This window comes from Catellatospora chokoriensis (assembly GCF_011297315.1).
Classification (GTDB): domain Bacteria; phylum Actinomycetota; class Actinomycetes; order Mycobacteriales; family Micromonosporaceae; genus Catellatospora; species Catellatospora citrea.
In genome coordinates this window covers 32516-55599 of record NZ_JAAOTI010000019.1, presented here as the reverse complement: position 1 = coordinate 55599, position 23084 = coordinate 32516, and the positions used below count along the sequence as shown (strand labels likewise).

Genomic DNA, 23084 nt, shown 5'->3' with positions numbered 1-23084 from the left:
GCCTCGACCTGGCGGCACTCGCCATCATCCTTGCCGCCGCGCTCGGGTTTGTCGCGCTCGGGGTAGGCCCTGAGTCCTTGGCCGCAGTCGCGGTGGCCGTGGGTGGGCTGTTCACTGCGTGGCGGACTACGGCCGGATCCCAACAGCGTCGGCGCGTGAGCCGTCAGCAGGCAACTCGCCCGACCGACAGACGCTAGTGGCGCCGGCCACGCACGTGCCATAAAACCGGCATCCGGCCCTTGGTAATGCCCTCGACGGCCGAACGTGCTGCCGTAGTAGTGCTCGGAGGAAGAACCCCGAGCCGCGACGGCGTGCCGATGGCTATCGCCAGTAGGCCTGGCCGAGTGGGTTACAGCGTGGAGGGCTCGGACAGTGTTATGTATCCCGTGTCTACGATCCGCTCCTCGCCCGTATTAAGACGGTCGCAGTGCCGGGTGGCGAGCTGCCCGGTGTCCTCAAAGACCACCACCGGGATCCGCTCCGAGATCGGGCAGCGTCGGCATCGCGCTTCCAGTGTCAGAAGCGACTTGCGATAGACAACTGCTTGCTGGAAGTGCCGCGCTCGCACGTGTAACGGATCGTCCTGCAATGGAGGCTGCGGGAGACTCAACGTCCGTTCACTGCTGCGGACAGTGGTTCGGCTGATCGCTTGTGTATTGCGAAGCGTCGTTGTTGCGGACGCCTCCAGCACCGAGGACAGGACATCGGCGAACGCCTTCGGCCCCACGTTGAGCACGCTCTTCAGCACCCGTTGGCTTTCCGCCTCCATCGTGCGTGATTCGCTGCGCGACGCCTCGTACCGCAGCACCTGTTCCTCGCCCGATTGCAGGGTCAACACCGTCACCCAGCCGTCCGGAGCCAACACTCGGGGCTCCAGTTCGATCGCCGAGAGCAGTCGGATCGATGTCGTCACTAGTATTCGTCGATACCATGGACGAGGCCAGATGATGTCACCGGCCGCTTGGCGGTCAGCGCCGTTGCTGGCCAGGTAACGCACGTATTGGACCAGCACGCGGTCGGGCAGCTCGGAGATCCGGCCCTTCTCTAGGTGGTCCCTGTATCCGATCTTGAAGGCAAGTCCAACCTCGGGTCCATCTGCCTCGCCACTAAGCATGATCCCTCGCAGCTGCGGATTCATGCGGTATAGCACTGCGAAGAGATCGGTACCTGACATGCGCGGCATCTTCTGATCCATGACGACAACCGCGATGGGATGCTGCTCGACATGGCCAATGGCATCCTCGGGCGTGGTTGCGTAGCTCGTCTCCAGACCTGTGCGTGCGCTAACGAGTTCGGCTGCGCGTCTGGCGAACTCAGCGTTGTCATCCACCAACAGGACCTTGTTGCTCAACTTCGCCTCCGAGGCAGTTGAATGGTGAAGGTAACGCGTGAGCCGTCGACTGTGTGGGTCAGCGAAGCGCCGTCGAGGGAGGCCAGGATGGTCTGCACCGTCGCCAGCCCAAGGCCTTCATGGTCGTGCTTGGAACTCCAGCCGCTGACATACATATCGTCCGGGAGATGGGGTAGGCCGTCGACGTGGTTGGTTACCTGCAACAGGTAGAACCGAGCCGTCAATACCGCCGTAACCTCAACCGTTCGGTCCGACGGCGAGGACTCGACGGCGTTCTCCAGCAGCGGCAGCAACGCGGCGACTACATAGTTGCGCCCGTATCCGTCGAGATCGTCGGGCAGGATAACGTCGAGCCTTGCTCCGTTGGCCGCCTTTGCCACGTAGAGCTCACCGGCCGCTTGCACCGTTTTCGATATCGAATCCGCTTCCCAGGCCTGGCTGTCCCGCGCCAGTGTCGCGACTTGGCGAAAGGTCGCCAGGAACGCCTTGCTGGCCCGCAAACCTGCCAGGATCGCGGCCTCTGGAGAGCCGGGGGAGGGGGTACTCCCGCCCATCCCCAGTACCGTTGCTTCCATCTGTGCCAACGGCGTGTTTAGCGAGTGTGCCAACTCGCGTACGAGCGGCTCCTCCCTTTGGCCGAGCTGGAACGTATTCTTGATCACGATGGGCAGCTGCTCCTCGACGTAGCGGATCAGCAACCTCATCTGTTCCGCCTCGGCGTCGCGCTGACCTGCTAGCCGCTGGGCGTCACCCGCGAACCTCTCGAGATTCGCCTCCATGTGTGCCTGGCGCCGCTCGAGGTCGTACAGAAACTGTACGACGAAAGCAACCCCCGCCACGAACAGCGATGCGATTAATCCAACAAGGACCTCAGGGCGCGTCGACAACGCTTCGAAGATGTATGTAGTTAAGAACGTAAAGCCAAAACTCACCAGACTGACAAGGATCTTGAGCGGCGTCCGGCTTCCAGTGATCCTGTGCGCTTCGTCAGCTCTGCGATCAGTCACGGACATTCTCATCCTCGCCCGCACGTGGCACTCGCGTTCGTCTCCGACGCGCTGATGGCTCGATCATTGTCGCCGGATCGGCACCGTCGCACGAAGAGTCCATGATCTTTCACTTCGGCAGATTCGCGGGCGCCCCTGCAGTACAAGATGTTGACTCTTGCCTTCGATACCGAGCTTGTCCCAAGGGCGGTGACGATGTTAAGCGCAGATATCGATCTATATGCGCTGGTTCGGGCCAGCGCACGAGTCGGTGAGCGCGGTGGGTAGGCTTTGGGTTCATCCGTGGAAGAGAACCAGAGGCGCTTTGGCGTTCCGTTTAGTGACTCGTGACAACGGATCCTCTGGGTGCCTTGCGGACAGGATATGGGCAGGTATCCGCCGCTGGATCGCGGCCACGTGACTGACAAGGTCAACGTGGACACGAAGAGCACGGCGTAGCGCCAACATTCGCGGCGGGACCTGGTGAACCCGCCCCCGGAGGTATTGCGTGTCAATGTGTCGCCGACAACGTGACTTTCAAGTGGTCGAAGCATGGTGCAGGAGGGCCGTGGCCAGTAGTTGGCGGGCTTATGCTTCCGAGCTCTTTGGCTGGCGATGTGCGCTATGGTCGGATGCCTCCCACACGTTCCTCATCAGTCTGCGGACCTCTGGAATTGCTTGCAGATGCTCAAACCAGGTGTCCGCGATCCTGTTTGCGCCCGGGGTTGAGTAACGCCACTCGTGGTTGCGCCATCCGAGTCGGTAGATATCCCCCGGTGCGGCGCAGGGTTTTCGTCGACGCCCCAGGCGGCCGTTCAGGGCCTCAACAGCGGCGGATGCAGCACTTTGGCAGTGCCCCGCCGGTAGAGGCGAGCCGGCCTGCCGGCGCCGAGAGGCCGGTGGGTATCGGTTTCCACGACGAATCCCGGCGTACTGGTGATCTTCCGATGGAAGTTCGGTGGGTCCAGTGCCACGCCCCAGACGATCTCGTAGACCCGGCGCAGTTCGGTCATGGTGAACGTGCTGCCGCAGAACGCCGTCGCCACGGGCGTGAACTCCAGTTTCGTGCGGGCTCGTTCCAGGCCGTCGGCCAGGATCTGGTCGTGGTCGAAGGCGAGGGGATCCGACGCACGCCCCGCGTCGTCGAGGGGCTCCCAGCGGGCCCGGGCGGCGTCCGTGCCCGCGACGGGAATCGGCAGGTTCGGTGCGATGGCCAGGTAGGCCACCGACGCCACCGGGCCGCGGGGATCCCGGTCGGCGGCGATGTAGCTGTGCAGCTGCTCCAGGTGCAGCGCCGAGCCGTCCAGGCCGGTCTCTTCCGTCAGCTCCCGTAGCGCGGTCGCTTCGAGGTCTTCGGGCAGGCGCACGAATCCGCCTGGCAGCGCACTGCCGCCGAGGAACGGCTCCTTGCCCCGTAAAACCTGCAGGACGTGCAGCCGGTCCGCGCGGATGGTCATTATCACCAGGTCAACCGCTATCTGAAATAACGTCGGCGGGCGCTGATCGGCCATCATCACGATCCCTTGATAGAGGCATTGACATATTGCGCTGAAGCGGCTACGGTCCAAGCCTCACCACTTCTTGTCACTACGACAATATATACCCGTGAGACGACGAAGGTGGAGACCCCTCATGGATGACAGTGGAGGCAGCACGAACCGCAGAGTTCCACGACAACGCAGCACACCCACCCGGGCCCGCCGCACCGACGCGGAGATCCGGGACTACCGTGCCGCGACCCGGCACCTCTGCTCCGGCATGTACCTAGATGCCGACTTCCGGCGCAGAGTGCTGCATGAAGTGCACAACGACAACCGCCGACGAGTGGCACCCTCATTCGGGTTCCGGCTGACACCCGTGCTCGTGCACGGCTGGCGCGCCTGGCGCATCGACCTGTGCCTGCACCTGGCGGTGTGCGCCCTGACCCTGGTTGCCCTGTGGTGGGCGCCGCTCAGCGCAGCCCTGCTAATCGGCCTACTCGGCGCGTGGCGCACGACCCAGGCGCTGTACGACGTCACGCGGCAGCTCTACACCTACTTCGTCCAGCGCAAGACCGAATACGAGCTTCGGCAAGTCCAGTACCGGTTCAAGGCCCTCGGCCTGCTGATGGCCGGCTGCCTCACGCTGAGCAGTCTCGGCCTGCTCGGCCTCGCCCTGCAGCCCACCGGCGAGGCGCACGAATGGCCCCTTCGCGGAGATCTGCTCGACACCGCACTATTCGCCGCGGCACTGGTGGCGTCCGTGTCCCTAGCCGCCGCCTGTCGCCAGCGAGCACTGAACCGGCTGCGCGACGAGGACGCCGTGAACCTCGAACCGCGCAGTACACGCCAGCGCACCATCGCCGACCAGGAGTCGCACACGTTCACGATCTACTCCGGCTTCGACCCCTTCATCGGCAGCGGGCAGCGCATCCACCGGCGGTCCTGGTCCTTCGCCCAGCCGCTGCTCGTAGCCGAGGAACCGGCGGCGCTGCTGCATCCCTCGATGGCCAAGGAGCGCGAGTTCCCCGTCCCGCCGTTCCGGACGCATGAACTCGTCGAATACCTCCACGAACGGCTGCGCACCTTGGCCGACGAAGCCGATCCCGAGATCCGGCTGCCAGGACTCGTAGTCGACGACCGGATCATGCTCAAGGGCACCTTCGTCAACACCTACCGCGAGATCCTGGAAAGCCCGACCCTCAAAGCCACCCGGCAGATCATGGCTGATCCGAGCGACGCCGCCCGCCACCATCTGGCGTGCCAGGTGGATTCCTGGGGCGGGGAGGTGGTCACGACGGTCTTCGTGCACATCTCCCTGCAGGGCAAGACCCTGTACATCGAGTTCTCCACCTACGCGCTGACGCCCACGAAGTCCGCCTACCAGTCCATTGACGTCATCGGCGCGACCGGACCGGGTGCCGTCCGCCGGGCTGTCGGGCGCGACCTCGCGCAGCTGCCCAAGGTTCTCGGCCGCACCGGCCAGCTGGCCGGCGAGCTCAGGCTCGGTGCGAGAGCGCGGCAAGCCCGAACGGACCGCACCGCCAAACCCCGCCGCGGATCCGACATCGGCGCCAGGTTCAGCACCCGCGAGGACGCGTCACAGCAGCCGCACGAGCGCGATGAGCCGGCCCCGGTAGAGACAGACGCCGACACGAACTACTTCCAGCTGGCCGACATCCACAAGCACGCCCAGGTCATCGAACGGCGGCTGCTCTCGTCCATGACCCACTTCCTGAAGCTTAAAGGCGTCGACACCTCCGAGTTCCGGCAGCGGGCCACCGCGATCCTCAACAACGGCGTGATCAACCACGGAACCATGTCGATGACCGCCACCGCCGTCGGCCAGAACGCGACGGTCACCACCGCCCCCGCACCCGCTGCCGGCTGACCTGCGAACGGATCATCCCATGACCAACCACAACCACGGCATCCAGAACTTCGGCCCCGGCCAAATGCACATCACCGGCAGCGCCATCGGCACCGGCGCCCAGGTCCACTACTCGCCCCCGAGCACCAGCGCGCAGGCCACGAAACGCTGCGACATCGGTGTACTGACCGTCGTGGCCGCCGAAGCCAGCGCGATCAGCGCACTGGCCGCCGGCAGCACCGACCGGCACGAAGCCCGCCACGACGACCGAACGTTCCACGAGTTCACCATCGGCTACCCGGGCGGCAGCGCGCGACTGGTGACCCTGCAGCAGTCCGACCGCGGCCAGCAGTCGACCGTCGCCGCCTACCAGGCGATGCGTCAGCGCTACCGCCCCCGCCTGGTCGTCATCGTCGGCATCGCCGGCGGCATCCATCCAGACCTGGGCATCGGCGACGTCGCCGTGGCCAACCAGATCATCCACTACGACTCCCGCCGCGAGGAACCCGGCGACACCAGGCGGCGCGCCAACGTCAACAAGGTCCCGCACTGGGTGCAGAACGCCATCAACGACTTCTTCGCCGACCACGGCGAACCCGCGCGGTTCAGCCCGCCAGGCTCCGCCGGATACATCGCACGACCCGGCCCCATCGGCTCCGGCGAGTCGGTCATCCGCGACGCGAGCAGCGCCATCCGCCAGTACCTGCACACCGTCAACGACAAGACCCTGGCCGTGGAGACCGAAGGCGCCGCCCTCGCCCAGGCCTCGTACGAGGACGAGCAACACCTGGACGGGCCGAAAGGCTGGATGGTCATCCGGGGCATCTCGGACCACGCCGACCCGGCCAAGGACGACAGCCGGCACGAACTCGCCGCCCGCAACGCCGCCCAAACCCTCAGGGAGCTCCTGCCGACGCTCATGAAGGGCCTCGACGAGACGGCGGGCCACCAGTGAACGACTTCACGCTCGGTGTCGTCAGCTCCCTGGTCGCCTCCGCGATCGCCGTCGTGGGCGGCTGGCTGGTTACCAGGCAGGGGCGGCGCTGGTTGACACGACAGCTGTCCACGCTGACCGGGATCGGGATCGAACGCACCTACGATCATCAGACGCTCGCGGCCGCCGACCTCGCCACTGACCTCGCACAGGCGCGGTGGATCAAGGTGATGGCAGGTCGGGGCAACGAGCTGACCCGCGAAGCCTTCCGCCTCGTGTGGCTGGACGCCACCGGACGGCTGGAGTTCGTCGAGGTGCTACTGCCTGATCCGCGGCCCGCAGGGAGCTGGCTCGATCAGCGGGAACGGGAGGTCTGCCGGATCGACCCGGCGTTCCGCGGAGGCGTGCTACGGGACCAGGTGTGCAACAACATTCGGTACGTCAGACAGATCGCGCAGAGACACGACCGGATCCGGCTGAAACTCTACGACCTTCCCCAGGTGGCAAGGGTTATCGTCACTGACCGCGTCGCCTATCTGACACCCTACGCCGCGCACCTGCACGGACGCCGCTCACCCTGCCTGGTCTTCCGCAACCCGAGCCCGCTCTACGACCATGCGCTTCGGCTGTTCAGCACCGCCTGGGAATGTGCGGATGAGCCGTTTGCCGGGCTGCTTACCCACCTGCGCACCGCTCCCGGCCGTTAAGCCGACGGCTCAGCCTGCCGCGCTTGGCGGCCAACAACCGCCCGCAGACAAGCCATCTCAGCTGTCCCTGTGTTGCGGGAGTGTGCGAATTCCTCAGACTCCTCGCCAGCCTGGCTTCCGAGGAGCGTATACGAGTCAGGAGAGATGGCTATGGATAACCTGCTTCTGAGACACGGCCTAGATTGAAGGCCTCTAGGTCATCGCTGGGACGCAATTCTCCATATCTGGACCTTAGATGATTGTCGAGATCGTCGACACATCGAGCGAGTATCTCAAATTGTGCCCATGCATCCGCTTCCGCAAGCCCCCAGTCATCCTCGACCAATTCGACCTTAGACCTCCAATGAAACATTGCGCGCTCTATGCGGAGTAGCAAATTTGCAAACTTTGGGTCATGCTCGGAGCCTAAAACTCGCGGCGTCACCGTCCTCTGTAAAGTAGAAAGCGTCGGGGAAACCTTGTGAAGTAGAGTTGATGAAGAGGCATCCTGGGGACTGACCTCCATGTATACCGAACCATCATCTCTGTATCTATAGAGGCTGCTCAGCTCGCCACGGTGGGTTTCGACGTAGTTTGCGACATCGGCGCCAGTCAACCGTTCATATGTCCCATCGTCTTTGCGGTTATGTGGGATGCCAACGAACGAAACCAGGCATTCGAATAGGAATTGTTCGATATAAAGATCCGCGGCGCGCGCGTAGTTAACTCTCGCCGTTCCCCAGACGCGCCCCTTTTCTCGATCGAGGATTCTTTCGACCAGCAGGATAGTCACGGCCGTGCTTATGAGTATACCGGCAAGCTCAGTTGTGAAATTCTGAAGAAAAGAAATAGCGCCAAGCCAGATGCCTATAAGGAGCAGCGGAGCAGCTGTGGCTAGGGCAACATACATCCAGCGGCGAATCGACAAGGGAGCGCCTCCGTTGCGAGACCCCTGCTCGACGCAGGGGTGACCTGCACAATTATCGCACCTTGTTGCAACAAGCGATTCGACCCGATGGGTGCATTCTGATCTCTAGCGCCCATTTGCGCCAGTGGCGCGCGGCGTGCGTGGCACAGCTGGTGGCCGAGCCGGGCACCACGCGCGTCAACGCATTCGGTTTCATCGCTGCCACGCTATGGCGAAGCCGCCGCTAGCGAACCTGCGCGCCGCCAGGCCCGGGTGGCGCGCAGGGCTCGCGGACGAGCATCCAGAGTCGGCAACCGCCCGCGGCCTACCGCGAGCTGCAGCATTTGCTCGCATCGCCGGCGGACCACGGACGCAATCGCCAGTTCCCACATGGAGCTAACGAATCTCCACGTTTCCGTTCTCGTCGTCGTATTCGGTGTCTTGTTCTTCGCCTTCGAGGACTGATGGATGAACGGTGTCCAAGGCGTTCTGGAGATCGATTGCATGCGTGCCGACGAATCGTATGGTGGCAGGCTTGCTTGCGAGCTGGATGGCTATTGTGACGCTCGCCTGACGGCCGATGTTCTGGTTGAGGAGGTTGTTGCGGAGCTGATCGCGTGAGGTGCCGAGGGCGTGGTGGTACTTTGCTGCGCAGGTTGGACACAACGCGAGACGGTTTGCCTGAAGCTCCCGCGCGGCTCCCTTGATGAATTGGACTGCCTCGAAGTAGTCCTCACCAGAGGGGATCTTGAACGGCATCGCGTGGTGGCACACCTGACAGATGAGTACACCGTGCTCGTTGGTGTACATCCGTCGGAGGTAGTGTCGCATCGCGCTGAGGTGGCCGGGCTCCTGTATCAGGACCGATCGTAGGCGCATGGCATATCTGCGCGTTGGGGCGTCAGCCGATAGCTCTCGGGCACGCCGCGCACGGTGGTCGGGCGCACCGCTGGCGGCCTCTGGCAGGCTGAGTTCGGCGTCCATGCTTTCAATTAGTGCTTTGAACTTGTCTGGGTTTCGTTTTCGGAGGTCGGCGATCCGACGCATCTCCTCGGGGGACTCGAACTCGAATCGCTTGGCGATGTCCGCGTCTTCTTGCTGGCGCTGAGCGTCTGCAGCAGCTCTTTTGCCGAACCCGGCCCGATCCAGTAGTGGCGCACTTGACGGGAGGTGCAAGCCTTCTGCGAGGTGTTCCGCGGTGATATCTTCCGGTCGGCGAAGGTTGCCATCGCGATCGAGGATCCATGGTGTCGAGCGCAATGCTTGTAGGAGCTGCGACTCAATTTTGTATAGTCGCGTTGATCGGTTCGAGCGATACATGGCGTCGGCGCAGGTCTCCTTCGCCAGCGAAACCGTCTTCCATAGGGTTCGCAGCAGGGATTCGTTCCCGGTCGCGACGGCGACGCGGAAGTGGGGGATTTCCCAGTCTTGTGAGATCATGTTGTCGTTTTCGCGGTCGCGCCGCCATCGTTCGTCGAATTTGAGGTTCCGCCATATGGGGATCTGCGCGACGGAGAATCCTGCTGTAGCTCCCAGGCGTCGGGCTAGCTGGCCGGTGTCGAACGACGTACCGATGTAGTCGGGTACGAGCTGGCTTGGGCGCTGGCCGCGGTAGGAAGGCGAGCGGTAGAGGGCGCTCATGCCAGTCGTGACGAACGGGTCGTCGAGGTAGAGGTCACGGGCGGCGGCCCAATGACAGGTTCCGTCGTGACGCACTGCCGCAAAGACCGGTTTGTCTCGGTAGCTGTCAGTAGCGACAGCCCCCGAGTCGATGAGTTGCTGAAGCACGCGAAGGTCTTCAAGGTGATCTTTGGTGACAGCTGGCGCATGTTGGTTGTAGGCGCTGAGGTTGATGTCCAGTCGCGCGGCCGCATTCCAGGTTTTGACCTGGGCGACGTTGTAGAACGCTCGTAGTGCTTCGCGGTCTGGATCGTTGGAGGTGGCGTCCGGGAACACGGCGAGCGCATCAACTACGAGACCTTCAGCGTGCAAGCCTCGTGTTGTTGGGAGGTACGCGCCTTCTCCTGGCACATGCTGGACGTCGCCACAGTGTTGCACGCGAACGATCGGCGCGGTGCTTAGCCTGTGGCGGAGCTGGTCAGCTGTGAAGAATCCAAGTTCACTGCGTGCTGCCCGCTGAGGTAGGGCGCCGAGAACGATGTACAGCTGCCGCATCCAAACGTCGGACTTGGTCGCAATCCACTCGTTCCAGGACTGCCATGCCCTGTCGGAGGCGTCTTCTTTTGTGTAGAGGTCCGTGAGGATTGAAAGGATGGTGGAAACTTCCCCGTGGTCAAACTGGACGCTGCGCAATGACGATAGGAAATGGCCGGCCCTGCCCTCAGGCGAACGCAGCCAGCCGACACGGGGCTTGTTGTCAGTCCAGGCAAACCCACGAAGGAAGTTGGCGTCCTCGACGGAGAGCGCTGTTCGGATGCTGGAGTGCGACCTTAGCAGTTGGACTGATGGAGCGTAGCCGCGACCCATCATGGGCGTAAGAGGCTCTTTACAGAAAGCTTCGATGACATCCGTGCGGAGGCGCTCGTACCGATCAGGCAGTTCATCACGATTGTTGGGTAGGGCACCGAGTAGGTCATCCGTGATGAGACCCGCATCGCGCATCCGCGGCAACGCGCCGGTGACGAGGTCGGCAATGGTGGCGACGAATGTGTCGTTGCCTGGATCGTCGCGGACGCTGTCGCGTGCCACGGTTGACGCGAACGGGGCGTGGATGTGGAACTTCAGTCCTGAGGTCTCTTTGACCGCCGGAAAGTAGATGAAGACCTGACCGCGGATAGGTTTGACCGTGTAGCTCTTCGGCTGTATTTCCTTGCCGGCATGGGGCTCGAGCGCGAACGCCGCGGCGGCGGTCAGCGTTTTTCCGTCGGCCTGGACCTCGCCAGTGATGCGGTACCAGTACTTTGAGCTGTCGTCGTGGCCGGTGTCGATCCTGATTATGTGCTCATCCACGTCGTGACGTTTAAGCTGCAGCGTGTCGCCGTTCGGTAGCGAGCATCGGATCGATCGGATGTTTGTGAGAAACAGCAGCGAGGTGTCCGAGACCTGGCGTAGCCCGGCTCCGACCTCCTTGACCGCTTGCTGAGCGGGCTTTTCGGTTCGGTTGAACGGGAACCAGAACGTCGTTTGTTGAGATTCTCTGTCGGCGTCGATGAGAGCTGGGACGAACAGGTCGTGGATGGTGAAGGAGTACTCGCCGGAGTGGATGGCTGGTGTCTGGGTGTAGGCGAAGACGGCTTTGAATCCCACGCCGAACTTGCCAATCTTCGTCTCGTCATCGGCTTTCGGGGACTGGCCAATCCCCGTGATGGAGGTTATGTCCTTCAGGTCGAATAGTCTCGTGCCATTGTGCTTAACTCGCAAGCCGTCCTGTTGGAGGTCGAAGATCACCTCCTGGGCGCCGGCGTCTTCGGCGTTTTGCAGTAGTTCGTAGATGAAGTGGGCCGTGTCTGGGTACAGCTCCGCTAGCAGCTTGCGGAGGCCCTCCTCGAACCCGTTGTCGCGCGCGGCATCAATGAATGCTCGCCTGCGCGCCGAAAGCGCCTCGAATGGTGTCACGGCTTCACTACCTCAAGTAGGACGGTTGCGAGCTGGCGGGTTAGGAGGTCAGGCACCCGCTCGTGCTGTGCGATGAGCCTGTGGAATTTCTCCCGGATACGGGCGAGCTCGCCGCGCCGCATTCTCAGAATGTTCGGGTCGTCTACCTTGCTCGCGTTCCTCTCCACGGCTTGTACCTGTAGGTCTCGTTGCGCGCGCAGGGATGCCATCCGCTGGTCGGCGAGTGCGCCGGCGCGCGCCCGGTGTTTGTCGCGTGCGGCGGACCACTCGAGGTGATGGCGCAGATCAAGCGCATCCATGTCGACTGTTGGCACGACCGAGTCGGGATCGCCATCGACAGCCTGGGCGAGCAGTACACCGGCAGCTGCCTCAACATCAGGGTCGGTGCTGATGTAGCGCAGAGTGAGGGTGTCGGCTGTGCCTAGCCGTGTCCATGCATGGACTGCGATCGGGTACTGGCCCGGCGGGACGAGGTTGGATTGCACCAGCATCGAGGCGAAGGGAACCCCAGCCAGTGCTGCACTGGCCGCGGCGGCCATGACGAGCGGGTGGGTGGGTGCCAGCAGCTCGATGTTGTCGTCATCGGAGGCAAGCTCTGGGTCGGTCGTCAGATACAGCGTTGTCTCCTTACGGCGCAGCACCCGCTCGAGCCGCGCGGCGCCGCCCACGGAGCGCACATCAGCCGCTATCCGCTCGGCTGCGCCGTCGTCCAGCCGCACGGTGGCTACCTTGCCGGGCTTCAGTGCGGCAATGCGTCGGCCGCCGAGGACGTCACCGAGATAGGCGCGCACCAGGTCACCCAACTTGTCGTCGTCGAGCCATTCGCTGCTCGCTTCAGCGATCCTTGACTCGAATGACTCAGTGGTGAGACCGAGCAGCACGCCTTGCTGGTCTTCGAGTCGCTCCAGCTCTTGGATTCGCGCAACTTCGTTGTCGGCGAGCTGACGCAGCCGCTCGGCCAGGTCTGCCGGCGACAACGACAGGTTTTCGGCGATTCGCCGTATCCGACTGGTGAGATCGCCGAGGATTTGTTCACTGCCACCTATTGCGCGCTGGAAGACGCCGATCCGTTGTAGGCAGCGCTGATAGATCTCAGCCTCGACGGTTCCCTCGGTGAGGATGTTGATGATGGCGACTGTTTCGCTCTGCTGGCCGCGTCGGTCGATGCGTCCGATGCGCTGCTCGACGCGCATCGGGTTCCATGGAATGTCGTAGTTGACCAGGGTGTTGCAGAACTGATAGTCGAGGCCTTCGGTGCCGACCTCTGAACACAGCATTAGATCGATAGCGTCGGGATGTTCCCGCGGCAGCTTGAACCGTCTGCGCAGAGTGTGACGTTCCTCGTCGGGGACTGCGCCGTGGACTATGGCGACGCGTACGTTCCAGGAGTTCGCTTTCTGCTGGAGGTACCGCAGGGTGTGGCGGAATGTGCTGAATACGAGGATCTTGTTGTTGTCCTCGGCCTGCTTGTCGATGACGACTTGGCGCAGGTAGTCGACTTTGGGGTCCGGCAGGCCGTCCAAGCCGGCGGCCAATTGCCCGATCTCGCGGATTTGTGCGTGGAGGACGTCGGTAACCGTGATCGTGTCTGGGGCATCGTCTCCGATTTCGGAGAGCTCGACGTTGTCCAGCCTGTTCATGAGCACCTGCTGCGCGAGTGGTGCCAGGCCGCTGATCGAACTTGCTGCTTGGCGGCGCAGCATGGACAGCAGGAAGTTCACTGACATTCCGGGGGCCTGTAGCTCGGCGATTCTGCGACCGAGCGCGAGCACCGCGTCGTAGACGACTTTCTGCTCTGGTGTGAAGGCGACCATGGGTGCGCTGGGTTTGCGGGTGGTGAACGTGCCGATGTCCCTGCGCCGGGTCCGGCTGACGATCGAGGAGAAGGTGTTCAGATCCTCTAGCGTCCGAACGACGCGGACGCGTGCGCGCACGTCGTCAGGAGGCGAATAGTCGAGCAGGTCGCGAACCTGAGCGATGCGAGGGTCTACTGCCATAACGTGGCGTCCCCACCTTGTGCCCAGGGCGTGGTTCAGAGCTTCTTGCACCACTTGCTGCCACTGCGGCTGAGCACCTCGGGCGGCCTCGGCCGCTTCGTAGAGGAACCGGTTTGGCTCGAGCATCTGCGCGAAGTCCTGCATGCTCGGCACCAGGTCGTCTCTGATCAGGTTCACCAGGGTGAAAAGGTCTTGGCTGTGTACCTGTAGGGGAGTCGCGGTGAGCATCACGACGGCTTCTGCTGACTCTGTTAGTCGCTGCACGGTCTGGTACGCGTATGTCGACCGATTGCGGATGTGATGCGCCTCGTCGACGATGACGAGGTCGAAGTGAGGGCCGGGGGCGAGGTCGACGAGTCCGATACGTCGCGCACTTTTCGTGCCGTTCCCGACGAGCAGCTGCTCATCGAGCAGCGAGTACGGCAGGATCGCTTTGGCGTACCTGGACGGCCAGTCACCCTCACGGTAGGTCTCCTCGAGGCAGAAACGAAGACTTGCGCCATCGAGGTGGACGAAGTCTTCGTCGAATCGCTTGAGCTCGTTGCGCCACTTGTCGTCAACGACCAGCGGCTTGGGGCATATGACTAAAACCGAGCGCGCACGGTGGCGGGCTGCGAGCTCCTTGATGATGAGGCAGGCTTCGATGGTCTTGCCGACACCAACGTCGTCGGCCACGAGGATACGGGGTCGCTCCGCTTGAACGATCTTGAGGACTGGGCGGTATTGGTAAGGCTCGTAATCGATGCGCCCCGCATGGCGTACGTGCAGGTAGGCCGTGTTCTTATCTCTGAGCAGCTCCGAGGTGAAACCTGCGCGCAGATCGGCAGCGGACACGGCTTCGCGCTGCGAACTGCCGGTCACCAACTCGATCTGAGAGGCGAAGTAGCCATGGACGCTGCTGTCGTGGAACACATCGAACCGCAGCGCTCCGCCGACGTGACGTGAACCGGTGACCACGCCAACGGTCTCTGGGCGTGCTATCAGCCGGACGGTTGTGCCCGGCGCAAACTCGGCGGTCTCCATGCAGACGAAGCCTTCCAGTGGTTCGGGGCCGATTAGGTTACAGGCCGCTATCGCTGCTGTTCATGGCGTGGGTTTCGGAGCTGCGATGACAGCCCACACCGCATTTCGTCTAGGTCCTGAGCTGCAAGTACTCAGGATCTGAGGATGGGGGACGGGTGGTGCGGGCGATCCCGGTCGGGATCCGGTTCAGATCGTGGCAAGCAGATAGTGAGGCGGCCGCCGGGGCACTGGCGACGAGGTAGTGCCGCTTCGACGGTGCCGAAACGATCGGGCAGCCGGCACAGTTAGCCGGAGGCCAGGGCGAACACGGGGGACCTGAGCCGGCACGTCGCGGCCTTCGGGAGGCCTGTGCACCGCGGGCTAGCCCCGCTGGCAGCGCTCTCGTAGTTCAGCGATGACCGCCTTCTCGAGTGCGTTGATATCCCCGTCGACGGTGGCGATCCGCTCGGCGGCGTCGACGACGTCGCTGAGATCCCCGGGTTCGGCCTCGACGCGGTGCCATACGTCGTCCGGGTCGAAGTTGACGACGTCGGCGAGTTGCTCCTCATCCACCTGGTGCCGCTCCCGTGCAAATCGCGCCAGCCGCTGAAACAGCAGGAGCTCGGCGTCAGTAGTCGTGCCATCTGCGTTGATGACGAGCCATGCGACCCACAGCAGCAGCCGCAGGTGCCGCGTACGTCGGACTAGGATGTCGGCGAGTTCGATCACCTCTGCCTCGCCACGAAACACCGACTTGGCGTGGCGTCCGGCGGCCACTGTCGTCAAGCGGTTCAGGAGGATGGTGAGGGGGATTCCGACGCCTGGGATGGCGAACTTGATGATGTTGCGTTGCAGGAGATGCTGGCCGATGAATGGAAGGTTTTTCGCGGCGGCGAGAACCGGACCAGAATAGTACTTCTTGAGGACTTGCCGGACTAGGCTGGGAACGAACTTCATGCTGCTCCGGGCAACCTCGCCGGACTTCACGCCAAATGCGACCCGGACCACTTTCATCATGTCTTCGGGGTCGTCGACGTCCAGGGAAATCCGGTAGATCACCGCGATGTCGTAGGCCAGACGCATCTGCAGCCAGGTGATGTACGTCAGGTCGACCATGAAGGTGGCGATGCCGGCAGGAACAGCGGCAGGGCTGGCGCCACCCAATGACCCGACGGTCGCGGCGATCGTCCCGGTGTAGAGGCTTGCGGTGATCCCGCCTTGGATCATGGCGTTCTTAGCTGCCAGCTTGATCTGCTGCTCGACGATACCGTCCGCGGGCATGCCCTTGTACTTCTGCTGGAAGTACTCCCAGGTGGCTTTCTCGGTGTATGAGCGCAGTGCCTGGGCGCAGAGTTTCGTGAACCAGCCGCCCGATTTGATGTCGTCAGCGCTCAGCCCTTTGACGAACTCCCGCAGTTTGGCGCGTTCCTGTTCGACGGCGTCGCTGTCGGCATCGGCGTTGTCGGCGTCGACGGAGTCGGGCAGCACTTCTGTCACGGGGGGTCCTCCTGGATGGTTCAGCGACCTACGAGGCGGTCAGATATAGACATTCGACGGGCGGATTGACAAGGTGATTGATGCCTTTGCCGGTAGATGGCGGGGTGGGCAGCAGCGATTTCGGGGCGTCGTGCGGCCACCTATCGCCTGATCGGCGTTGGTGCGTCTGACGTCGGGAGTTGCTTGGTATGCGGGAGTGTGCTCACCTGCTGCTCCGCCTCCACGCCGGTTAAAGGTGCGATTCTGGTCCTTGATGTGAGCTGGTCTTGTCGTTTCTAGGGTGCGGCGCGAAGGTTGACAACCGCCCGGATGGGCCGAAATGGTGCTGCGCGCGGTTTAGACGAAGCCGGCCTTGAACGGTTCCCCTTCGGATGCGTCCACGGACGCGGTGTAGCAGCGGTCGAGTCTTGGACTCGGGCGTAACAGGATAGACGGCCATCGAATTGATCCTTTATAGACCAACCAAGAGCGTGAGGGGGCAGGAATCCGATGACCGCACTTGAAATAGATGTGATCGTCGGCCATCATGACCGCCCGGATCTACTGCTGTACTAGCACGCAGCGTCTGGGTTCACGGCACGGGAGCCGTGGGCACCGACCGTGCCTTTGGGGGATGTGCAGTTGTTGCGGGTCGGACTATGTTCAGCTCCGACTCCAACGCATCGACAGCTACGGTCCAAGCGGCGACGTCTTGGAACGGTGGAGTCGGGTCTGGGTTGCGCCCATGCAGCAATTCGCAGATGGCGCTGTAGGCGCCGACGGCCGCCGCGACTCTGCCGAGCCTACGGACGTGATCGGTCGGCGTGAGCCCGGGTTCGCCGATGCTGAGGTGCAAGCGTCGCTCGACCATGGAGATGTCTGGAGGCGCGGCGATTACAGATCCGGGCAGGCACGCCGCAGCTCGCTCGATGCGCACCCGCAGGATCAGCGCCCACAGGGCGGTTTTGGCGTCGGAAATGCCTGGCCAGGCCGCATAGGCGGCTTCGAGATCGGTGATGCTGACGTCAGGGAAAGTGGCCACGTCAGCCGCCAATCTTGTTGACGGCGCGGATGATCTCGCGGGTGTCACGCACCCACCGCTTCAGGTCGCCGGGAGGAACACGGCCATGGGAGCCGCCGTTGAGCGCCTGGATGGTTCGCTCGTACTGCCGGATCTGCACCGGTTGGAGCCCTGCCCGCCGCGCGTAGGCGTTGAGCAGTTCCAGCTGGTCGCGGGTCTTGCGCTTCTCCCGCAGGTCTGCAACGACCTTCGCCTCGGGCACCGGGACCCGTCGCCCGATGATCTCGATCTGAGTCACGACTTCCGTGTCGAGGGCTTGTCGGCACATCGCCAGGGTCATGGCCGTGGTGGCCTCTGGCGTGCCGATCGGCCGGTCCGCTTCGCCGCCGAGCATCCCCTGTAGGTCGTCGAGCAGCTGGGTGCCCGGGCTGGTGACATTGACGACCCGGACCTGGGGCTGCTGGGCGCCACGTCGGTCCATGCGGATGTGGGTGGGCCGGGCGCCGAGCGCCCGGACCTCACGCCAGAGCCGGTCATCGTGGGTGAACACGACGACCTGGAACCGCTTGGCGAGTTCGAGCAGGTGTGCGGCAAGGTAACGCACGCGCCAGCTGTCGAACGCGTGGATGGGGTCGTCGAGGATGAGGAATCCGAACGGGCTTTCCGGTTGGGTGGCCCGAGGCAGGTACGTCGCGAGCGACAGCGCGTTGCGCTGGCCGGTGCTCAGCACGGCCGAGCTGTTGCGGCCCGCGGGGACAGCGACTTCGCCGTCGGCCAGCCCCAGCGCCACACTGCGCTGACGCTGGGTCCCACCAGTAAGCGCGATGTCGGTGAGCCTCAGATCGGCGTCGGAGTTGAGGACCGTCCACAGCTGCTTAACCTGATCGCCGATGGGCTCGAAGATCTCCTCGCGCGCGGTACGCAGCCAGGTGTCCACCTTGCGGTTGAGCCGCTCGGCCACGGCCAGCCGGACGAGTGCGGGACGGGCCTTCGCCAGGGTGTCGATCCACGACTCGATGTGGGCCTTGACGGTCGCTTGCGCGGCGATCGCGTCGTCGCGCAGGGCGAACAGCTGCTCGCGGATGGGCGCGTACCACGCCGCCAGGTCGGCACATTCGTCCAGGAAGGCGATCAACGTCTCAGGAGACGTAGTGTGCGGACTCAGGTTGTTCGCTCCCGTCGTAAGCCGGTCCCACTGCTTGATCCGCAGTGCGCACGTCGGATCGGGGTGCTGCATCAGAGCCTCCCGCAGGGAGGCTGGCAGCGCTGGGGGAGCGTAGTCGGTCGTGTCGGTCAACGCCTTCGCTGCCGTGGATTCCGCCAACCGGAGCGCCTTGGTCGCTTCGCTGAGCTGGTTGCGCGTGCTTGTGGCGATCTCCATCCAGCCGCGACCGCCCGCCTGGCAGAGCGGGCATACGTCGTGTTCGCGGTTGCGGGCGAGCAGGGGGTTGTCGTGGGTAAGCAGCTTGCCGAGTGCGTCGAGCACGGACGCGGCGCCGGTCGTGTTGACCCCGCGTGCTGTGGCGACCGCATCGAGAGCGGAGGCGGCGCTGGTCCGCCGGCCCTCGGTGACATCCCAGAGTTCGGGAAGGCTCAACGGCGGCGGCGAGGTGTCAGGCAGGCCCGAGGCCATGGCCCGGATGCGCTCCACCGTCTCATGATCGGTGGCAGCTCCGCAGGCACGGAGCATTGCCTCCAGCTCGGGATGGCCGACGCGGCGCACGCCGCTGACCGCCGCCGCGTGGGCGTGATCGACATCGCGCTTGGCGGCTGAGCCGGTCTCGCGAATGACCTTCAGCTTGGCCTGCAGCTCCTCGAGCGTACCGAGTTCCAGTGCGTCCTTGAGGAACGCGTGCAGGTTGCTGGGGTCCTGAATGACCTGCGACATCTCGGGGTACAGCAGCACCGGCATGTAACGGGCGAAGGCGTCGACCCACTCGGCCGGCGGCGTGGCGAGCGCGCCCGAGGAGTCGCGCCAGGACACCGCCTCGTCCGGACCGCACACGATCTCGACGTCGCGGCTCCCGTTGGTGACAGTCACGACGATGTCGCGGTCGTGGCAGTGGACGTTCTCCGCCAGGACCTGGTAGGAGCGTCGGGAGCCGCCGCTGAGGTTGTGCCGGAACCCGTCGGCGACGCTGGTCTTGCCAGTTCCGTTGCGAGCTGTGACGACGGTCAGGCCGGGTGTCGGGGACAGGTCCAGCCTGACGGGCTGCTCGCCGACGCCGATGTGTCCGCGCACCCGGACGGACTTGACGTACCAGGGTCCCTCCGCGGTGGTGACGCTAGTGGTGGAAGTGACGCCCTTCTCCTGGGCGATCTCGAGCAGCAGCTCGCGCATGTCGGCGTCGAGCCTTGTCGCGGCGTCGGCGATGTCCTGCCAGGTGAGCAGCACATCGCGAGGCGTGGGCTTCGTGTCCACGTCGATCCTTTCGGTGTGTCGGGTGGGCCGTGGACAGTCGCCGCATTGCCTCGTGCCGAGAATGGGTGGTGGGTGCCGTGGAGCGACCCAGCAGCGAGCCGCACAACGTAACCCGGCCGGTCTTGTCGGCCCGAACCGTTTCGTACCCTGACTCACCCGAACGAGTAGCACAATTGTGCTAAATGGCAGCCTGCCTGGGCATGGTGAATAGACATCGCGTTTGTTGCGGGATGGTCTGAGGTGGGTGGGCTGTGGACAGCGTCGGCGATCTTCCGTGCCGGATGTCAGCAGTCGGCTCTGTGGCGAGGTGTGTTGAGAGGTTGCGGCGATCCGCAGGAATCCCGGTCGCCGCAACGCCCTGCTGCAGTCCTGGTGCTACAGCGCCCAGTACGCGGCGGGCTTGTCGTAGTCCAGGCCGATGCCGTCGACCTGGATACGACCCCCGGTCAGCGCGGCCTTCGAGACGTCGAACACGATCTTCCCGGCGACCTTCTGGCCGGCGGACAGATCGGTGGCGTGCAGCTCGGGCTTGAAGGTGGCGAAGGCTCCGTCGGACACGGTGCCGTCCTTGGCCACGAACTTGAAGTTGTACGGATTCGCGTGATAGGTGCCCTGCTTGCACACGACGGTCACGTCGAGGACGAGGAACACCCCGCGCTCGGGCTTGCTGCCGAACGAGCCGGGCTCCTTGGTGTGCTGCTTGGCGTTGGTGACCGTGATCTCGACGATGTCGTTCTCGCCGAGGCCGTCGTTGTTGAGCGTGACGGTCTGGCCGATCTTCGCGACGGCCGTGGTCTTCTCTGGGGCGGCCGACTCGACCGGCTTGGCGTCGCCGCCGGTGACGGAGGATGACGTGTCGCCGGAGCCCGCGCCGCAAGCGAGCATGGTCACGACGGCACCGGCGGCGGCCAGGGTCAGCAGGAGGTTCTTGCGAAGCATGGTGGAACCCTTCGAGCTTGGATCGGGTTGATGGGGTGGTGGAGCTGTCGGTGGACGGGTGGGTCTACCCGACCTTCTGCCAGGTCCCGCAACGGTTGGACGTGAACTCCTGTCCGACCTTGATCGTCACGGTGGGGCGACCGCCGTTGACGATGTCGTTGGCGATGATGTTGTCGCCGTTGGTGCCGGCCTTGGCGATCTTCCAGTAACAGCCGTCGTCGACCGTGGTGACGGTGCGGTACTTACCGGGCTTGATGTCGACACCGACGGTCCACGTGCCGTCCTCGATCGTGACGACGGGCTGGGCCGGTGGTGGAGCGACGGTGACGGTGATGACCTGGGTGGGACCCGGCATCGCCACGCGGACCGTAGAGACCATGGGGGCCGGGGTCGGGCCCGCTGCGCTTCCGGCCGCATCGCCGAGCAGGTAACCGCCGATGCCTATGGCCACGGCGATTGGGGCGGCGACCACGGCGACCTTCGTGCGGACGTCCATCGTGACCTCGTTTCAACATGCGTAGGTGTGACGGATCGCTACGTTAGACATGACTGTGAAGTATGTCAACAGCGAATCACGCGACGTCGTGTTGTCAACGTCCTTGACGCGGTGTTAGCCTGACGCCACCACTAGGAGGCCCGATGGAGAGCACGGCAGAGGTCACCGCCGGCGAGATCGCGCGACTGGCGGGGGTCGGTCGGGCAGCGGTCAGTAACTGGCGCAAGCGATACGCCGACTTCCCGCAGGCCGTCGGCGGCACCACAGCCAGCCCGACCTTCCGGCTCGTCGAGGTCGAGCGGTGGCTGACCGCCAATGATCGGATGCCGGTGCAGTCCGGCGTGGAACGCCTGTGGGCCGCCCTTCAGCACAGCTCGACTGACCCCGATCGCGAAATACCCCCGCTGGTGCGCACCCTGCTCGGCCCGCAGCGCGACGTCGGCACCGCAGCCAAGGAACACAGAGCGGCGCTCGCGATCGCCGACGAGATCGGACGTGAGGCGGCGCTCGCCGGGCTGGTCGATAGGTTCGTGGACCTGCGCGGCCGCAGAGGCTCGGTTGCCACCTCGCCGCAGGTCGCAGGGCTGATAGCCGAGCTCGCTGCGCCAGCCGGGAAGGCGGTTCTGGATCCCGCATGCCGCAGCGGTGCCCTGTTGGCGGCAGCGGTTGCCGACGGTGCCGCCATGGTGGCGGGGCAGGACCCTGATCTCGACAACGTCGCGATCGCTCAAGCGCGGCTGCATTTCGCTACAGCCAGGGTCGAGGTGCGGCAGGGCAGCTTGCAGCACGACGCCTACCCGGATCTTCAAGCCGACGTCGTGATCAGTGATCCGCCGACCGGCGGAAGCTGGGGCTACGACGAACTGGCCGCCGACCTGCGCTGGGAGTACTCGCTGCCCCCGCGCAACGAAGCCGAGCTCGCCTGGGTGCAGCACGCGTTGGCCCGGCTGCGCCCCGGTGGAGCGGCGATCCTGTTGCTGCCACCGGGCGTTGCTGAACGGGCCGCGGGCCGGCGCATCCGCCGCGAACTTCTCCGCCGAGGCGCGCTGCGTGCGGTCATCGCACTGCCGTCAGGCGTGACTGCGCCGTACAACACGCGCCTGCACCTGTGGCTGCTGCGCCGTCCCGATAATGTCGCACGTACCCGCGACGTGCTGATGGTCGACGCCGACGGCACCTGGGCAGAAGCTGTCGAGACGATCCGGGCGGCCGTGGCGGCCTACGAGAAGGGCCTCCCGCTGTCGGGCGACCTGGCCGGCCGCGCTGCGGTCGTCGAGGCGGTGAGCCTCAGCAGCGAGGACGTCGACCTGACTCCTTCGAGGCACGTGGTAAGCGGGCAAGCGATGCTGTCCGCGGAGGCAGTCAAGCAACGCCGCGAAGAGCTGGTCGACCTGCTCGGCGGCTTGGCTGAGGCGGTGCCCGTGGTCGTGCCGTCGGCAGAGTCCCATCGCGCCGGTGAGATAAGCGTCGGCGAGCTGGCGAAGGCTGGCCTGGTCTCCATCCACACCGAGGTTGACCTGCAGCTGCGTGCCGGTGATGTGCTGGTGCCGGCAATCGGCCCACGACCACGCGTCAGTGTTGCTGGCCGTGCCGACGAAGGCCGCCCGCTCGGGCCGCAGACTTTCCTGGTGAGGGCGGAAGGTGGCCAGGTCGACCCCTGGTTCCTGGCCGGCTTCATCGGTGTCGAGGCCAACCTCAAACGCATCACGTCGATGGGATCGATCCCCCGCGTCGACGTGCGCAAGGCGCAGGTGCCGCGCCTACCGGTGGACCGGCAGCGGTTAGTCGGCGACATGTTCCGGAAGATTCGGGAGTTTGAGGACCTTCTACGTCTTGCGTTGTCAACGGGCGAAGAGGTCACCCAAATGGTCGCAGAGGGTCTAGCGTCCGGGACGCTCGGTAGCGAATTATAAGAATTTCGTCGTACAGCGAGGTAGGACACG

Annotated in this window: 15 protein-coding genes; 4 read left to right on the top strand and 11 right to left on the bottom strand. The window is 64.2% G+C overall.

Annotated features, from left to right (window positions below; all coding sequences use genetic code 11):
- Positions 1–349 precede the first annotated feature (349 nt).
- The 3 genes from HAV39_RS26340 to HAV39_RS26330 all read right to left on the bottom strand — a co-directional run bounded on the left by HAV39_RS26340 (position 350) and on the right by HAV39_RS26330 (position 3851).
- Positions 350–1351 (bottom strand): response regulator transcription factor, encoded by a 1002-nt coding sequence (locus HAV39_RS26340; protein ID WP_191841845.1) that lies wholly within the window; start codon positions 1349–1351, stop codon positions 350–352.
- Entirely contained in the window at positions 1348–2358 is a 1011-nt protein-coding gene (locus tag HAV39_RS26335; RefSeq protein ID WP_191841844.1) for an ATP-binding protein, read from the bottom strand. Before HAV39_RS26335 ends, HAV39_RS26340 begins: the two co-directional genes overlap by 4 nt.
- A gap of 794 nt (positions 2359–3152) precedes the next feature.
- Complete coding sequence (locus HAV39_RS26330; RefSeq protein ID WP_373311811.1) at positions 3153–3851, bottom strand: NrtR DNA-binding winged helix domain-containing protein; 699 nt, start codon at positions 3849–3851, stop codon at positions 3153–3155.
- 118 nt (positions 3852–3969) lie between these two features.
- Between HAV39_RS26330 and HAV39_RS26325 the strand changes: the two genes are divergently transcribed.
- The 3 genes from HAV39_RS26325 to HAV39_RS26315 are packed head-to-tail and all read left to right on the top strand — an operon-like array spanning position 3970 to position 7326.
- Entirely contained in the window at positions 3970–5706 is a 1737-nt protein-coding gene (locus tag HAV39_RS26325) for a hypothetical protein (RefSeq protein ID WP_191841843.1), read from the top strand.
- Between the two features lie 19 nt (positions 5707–5725).
- The gene (locus HAV39_RS26320) at positions 5726–6640 is read left to right on the top strand and encodes a 5'-methylthioadenosine/S-adenosylhomocysteine nucleosidase family protein (protein ID WP_191841842.1); all 915 of its coding nucleotides are present in this window, start codon (positions 5726–5728) and stop codon (positions 6638–6640) included.
- The gene (locus HAV39_RS26315; protein ID WP_191841841.1) at positions 6637–7326 is read left to right on the top strand and encodes a hypothetical protein; all 690 of its coding nucleotides are present in this window, start codon (positions 6637–6639) and stop codon (positions 7324–7326) included. The genes HAV39_RS26320 and HAV39_RS26315 overlap by 4 nt, the downstream gene beginning before the upstream one ends.
- Positions 7327–7474: 148 nt before the next feature.
- Here the strand turns inward: HAV39_RS26315 and HAV39_RS26310 are convergent, their stop codons facing one another.
- From HAV39_RS26310 to HAV39_RS26275, 8 genes are all read right to left on the bottom strand, one after another.
- Positions 7475–8233: a hypothetical protein gene (locus tag HAV39_RS26310; protein ID WP_191841840.1), complete on the bottom strand. Its 759-nt coding sequence runs from the start codon at positions 8231–8233 to the stop codon at positions 7475–7477.
- Between the two features lie 375 nt (positions 8234–8608).
- On the bottom strand, positions 8609–11788 hold the full coding sequence (locus HAV39_RS26305; RefSeq protein ID WP_191841839.1) for a sacsin N-terminal ATP-binding-like domain-containing protein: 3180 nt from the start codon (positions 11786–11788) through the stop codon (positions 8609–8611).
- A complete protein-coding gene (locus HAV39_RS26300) occupies positions 11785–14808 on the bottom strand; it encodes a DEAD/DEAH box helicase (protein WP_191841838.1) in 3024 nt (1007 codons plus the stop codon). The genes HAV39_RS26305 and HAV39_RS26300 overlap by 4 nt, the downstream gene beginning before the upstream one ends.
- A 360-nt stretch (positions 14809–15168) precedes the next feature.
- The gene (locus HAV39_RS26295) at positions 15169–16284 is read right to left on the bottom strand and encodes a hypothetical protein (protein WP_191841837.1); all 1116 of its coding nucleotides are present in this window, start codon (positions 16282–16284) and stop codon (positions 15169–15171) included.
- Positions 16285–16855: 571 nt separating this feature from the next.
- Positions 16856–17305, bottom strand: a complete 450-nt coding sequence (locus tag HAV39_RS26290) for a hypothetical protein (RefSeq protein ID WP_191841836.1) — start codon at positions 17303–17305, stop codon at positions 16856–16858.
- 1 nt (position 17306) lies between these two features.
- Positions 17307–19706, bottom strand: coding sequence for a hypothetical protein (locus HAV39_RS26285; RefSeq protein ID WP_191841835.1), 2400 nt, complete (start codon positions 19704–19706; stop codon positions 17307–17309).
- Between the two features lie 375 nt (positions 19707–20081).
- Positions 20082–20645: a DUF4352 domain-containing protein gene (locus HAV39_RS26280; protein WP_191841834.1), complete on the bottom strand. Its 564-nt coding sequence runs from the start codon at positions 20643–20645 to the stop codon at positions 20082–20084.
- A 64-nt stretch (positions 20646–20709) separates the two neighbouring features.
- Complete coding sequence (locus HAV39_RS26275) at positions 20710–21141, bottom strand: Rv1352/Rv1906c domain-containing protein (RefSeq protein WP_191841833.1); 432 nt, start codon at positions 21139–21141, stop codon at positions 20710–20712.
- Between the two features lie 143 nt (positions 21142–21284).
- Between HAV39_RS26275 and HAV39_RS26270 the strand changes: the two genes are divergently transcribed.
- Positions 21285–23054: an N-6 DNA methylase gene (locus tag HAV39_RS26270; RefSeq protein WP_191841832.1), complete on the top strand. Its 1770-nt coding sequence runs from the start codon at positions 21285–21287 to the stop codon at positions 23052–23054.
- Positions 23055–23084 lie beyond the last annotated feature (30 nt).

Coding starts and splice junctions, on each gene's coding strand:
- HAV39_RS26280 (WP_191841834.1), bottom strand. CDS start 20,645: ATGCTTCGCAAGAACCTCCTGCTGACCCTGGCCGCCGCCGGTGCCGTC.
- HAV39_RS26300 (WP_191841838.1), bottom strand. CDS start 14,808: ATGGAGACCGCCGAGTTTGCGCCGGGCACAACCGTCCGGCTGATAGCA.
- HAV39_RS26330 (WP_373311811.1), bottom strand. CDS start 3,851: ATGATGGCCGATCAGCGCCCGCCGACGTTATTTCAGATAGCGGTTGAC.
- HAV39_RS26325 (WP_191841843.1), top strand. CDS start 3,970: ATGGATGACAGTGGAGGCAGCACGAACCGCAGAGTTCCACGACAACGC.
- HAV39_RS26270 (WP_191841832.1), top strand. CDS start 21,285: ATGGAGAGCACGGCAGAGGTCACCGCCGGCGAGATCGCGCGACTGGCG.
- HAV39_RS26320 (WP_191841842.1), top strand. CDS start 5,726: ATGACCAACCACAACCACGGCATCCAGAACTTCGGCCCCGGCCAAATG.
- HAV39_RS26275 (WP_191841833.1), bottom strand. CDS start 21,141: ATGGACGTCCGCACGAAGGTCGCCGTGGTCGCCGCCCCAATCGCCGTG.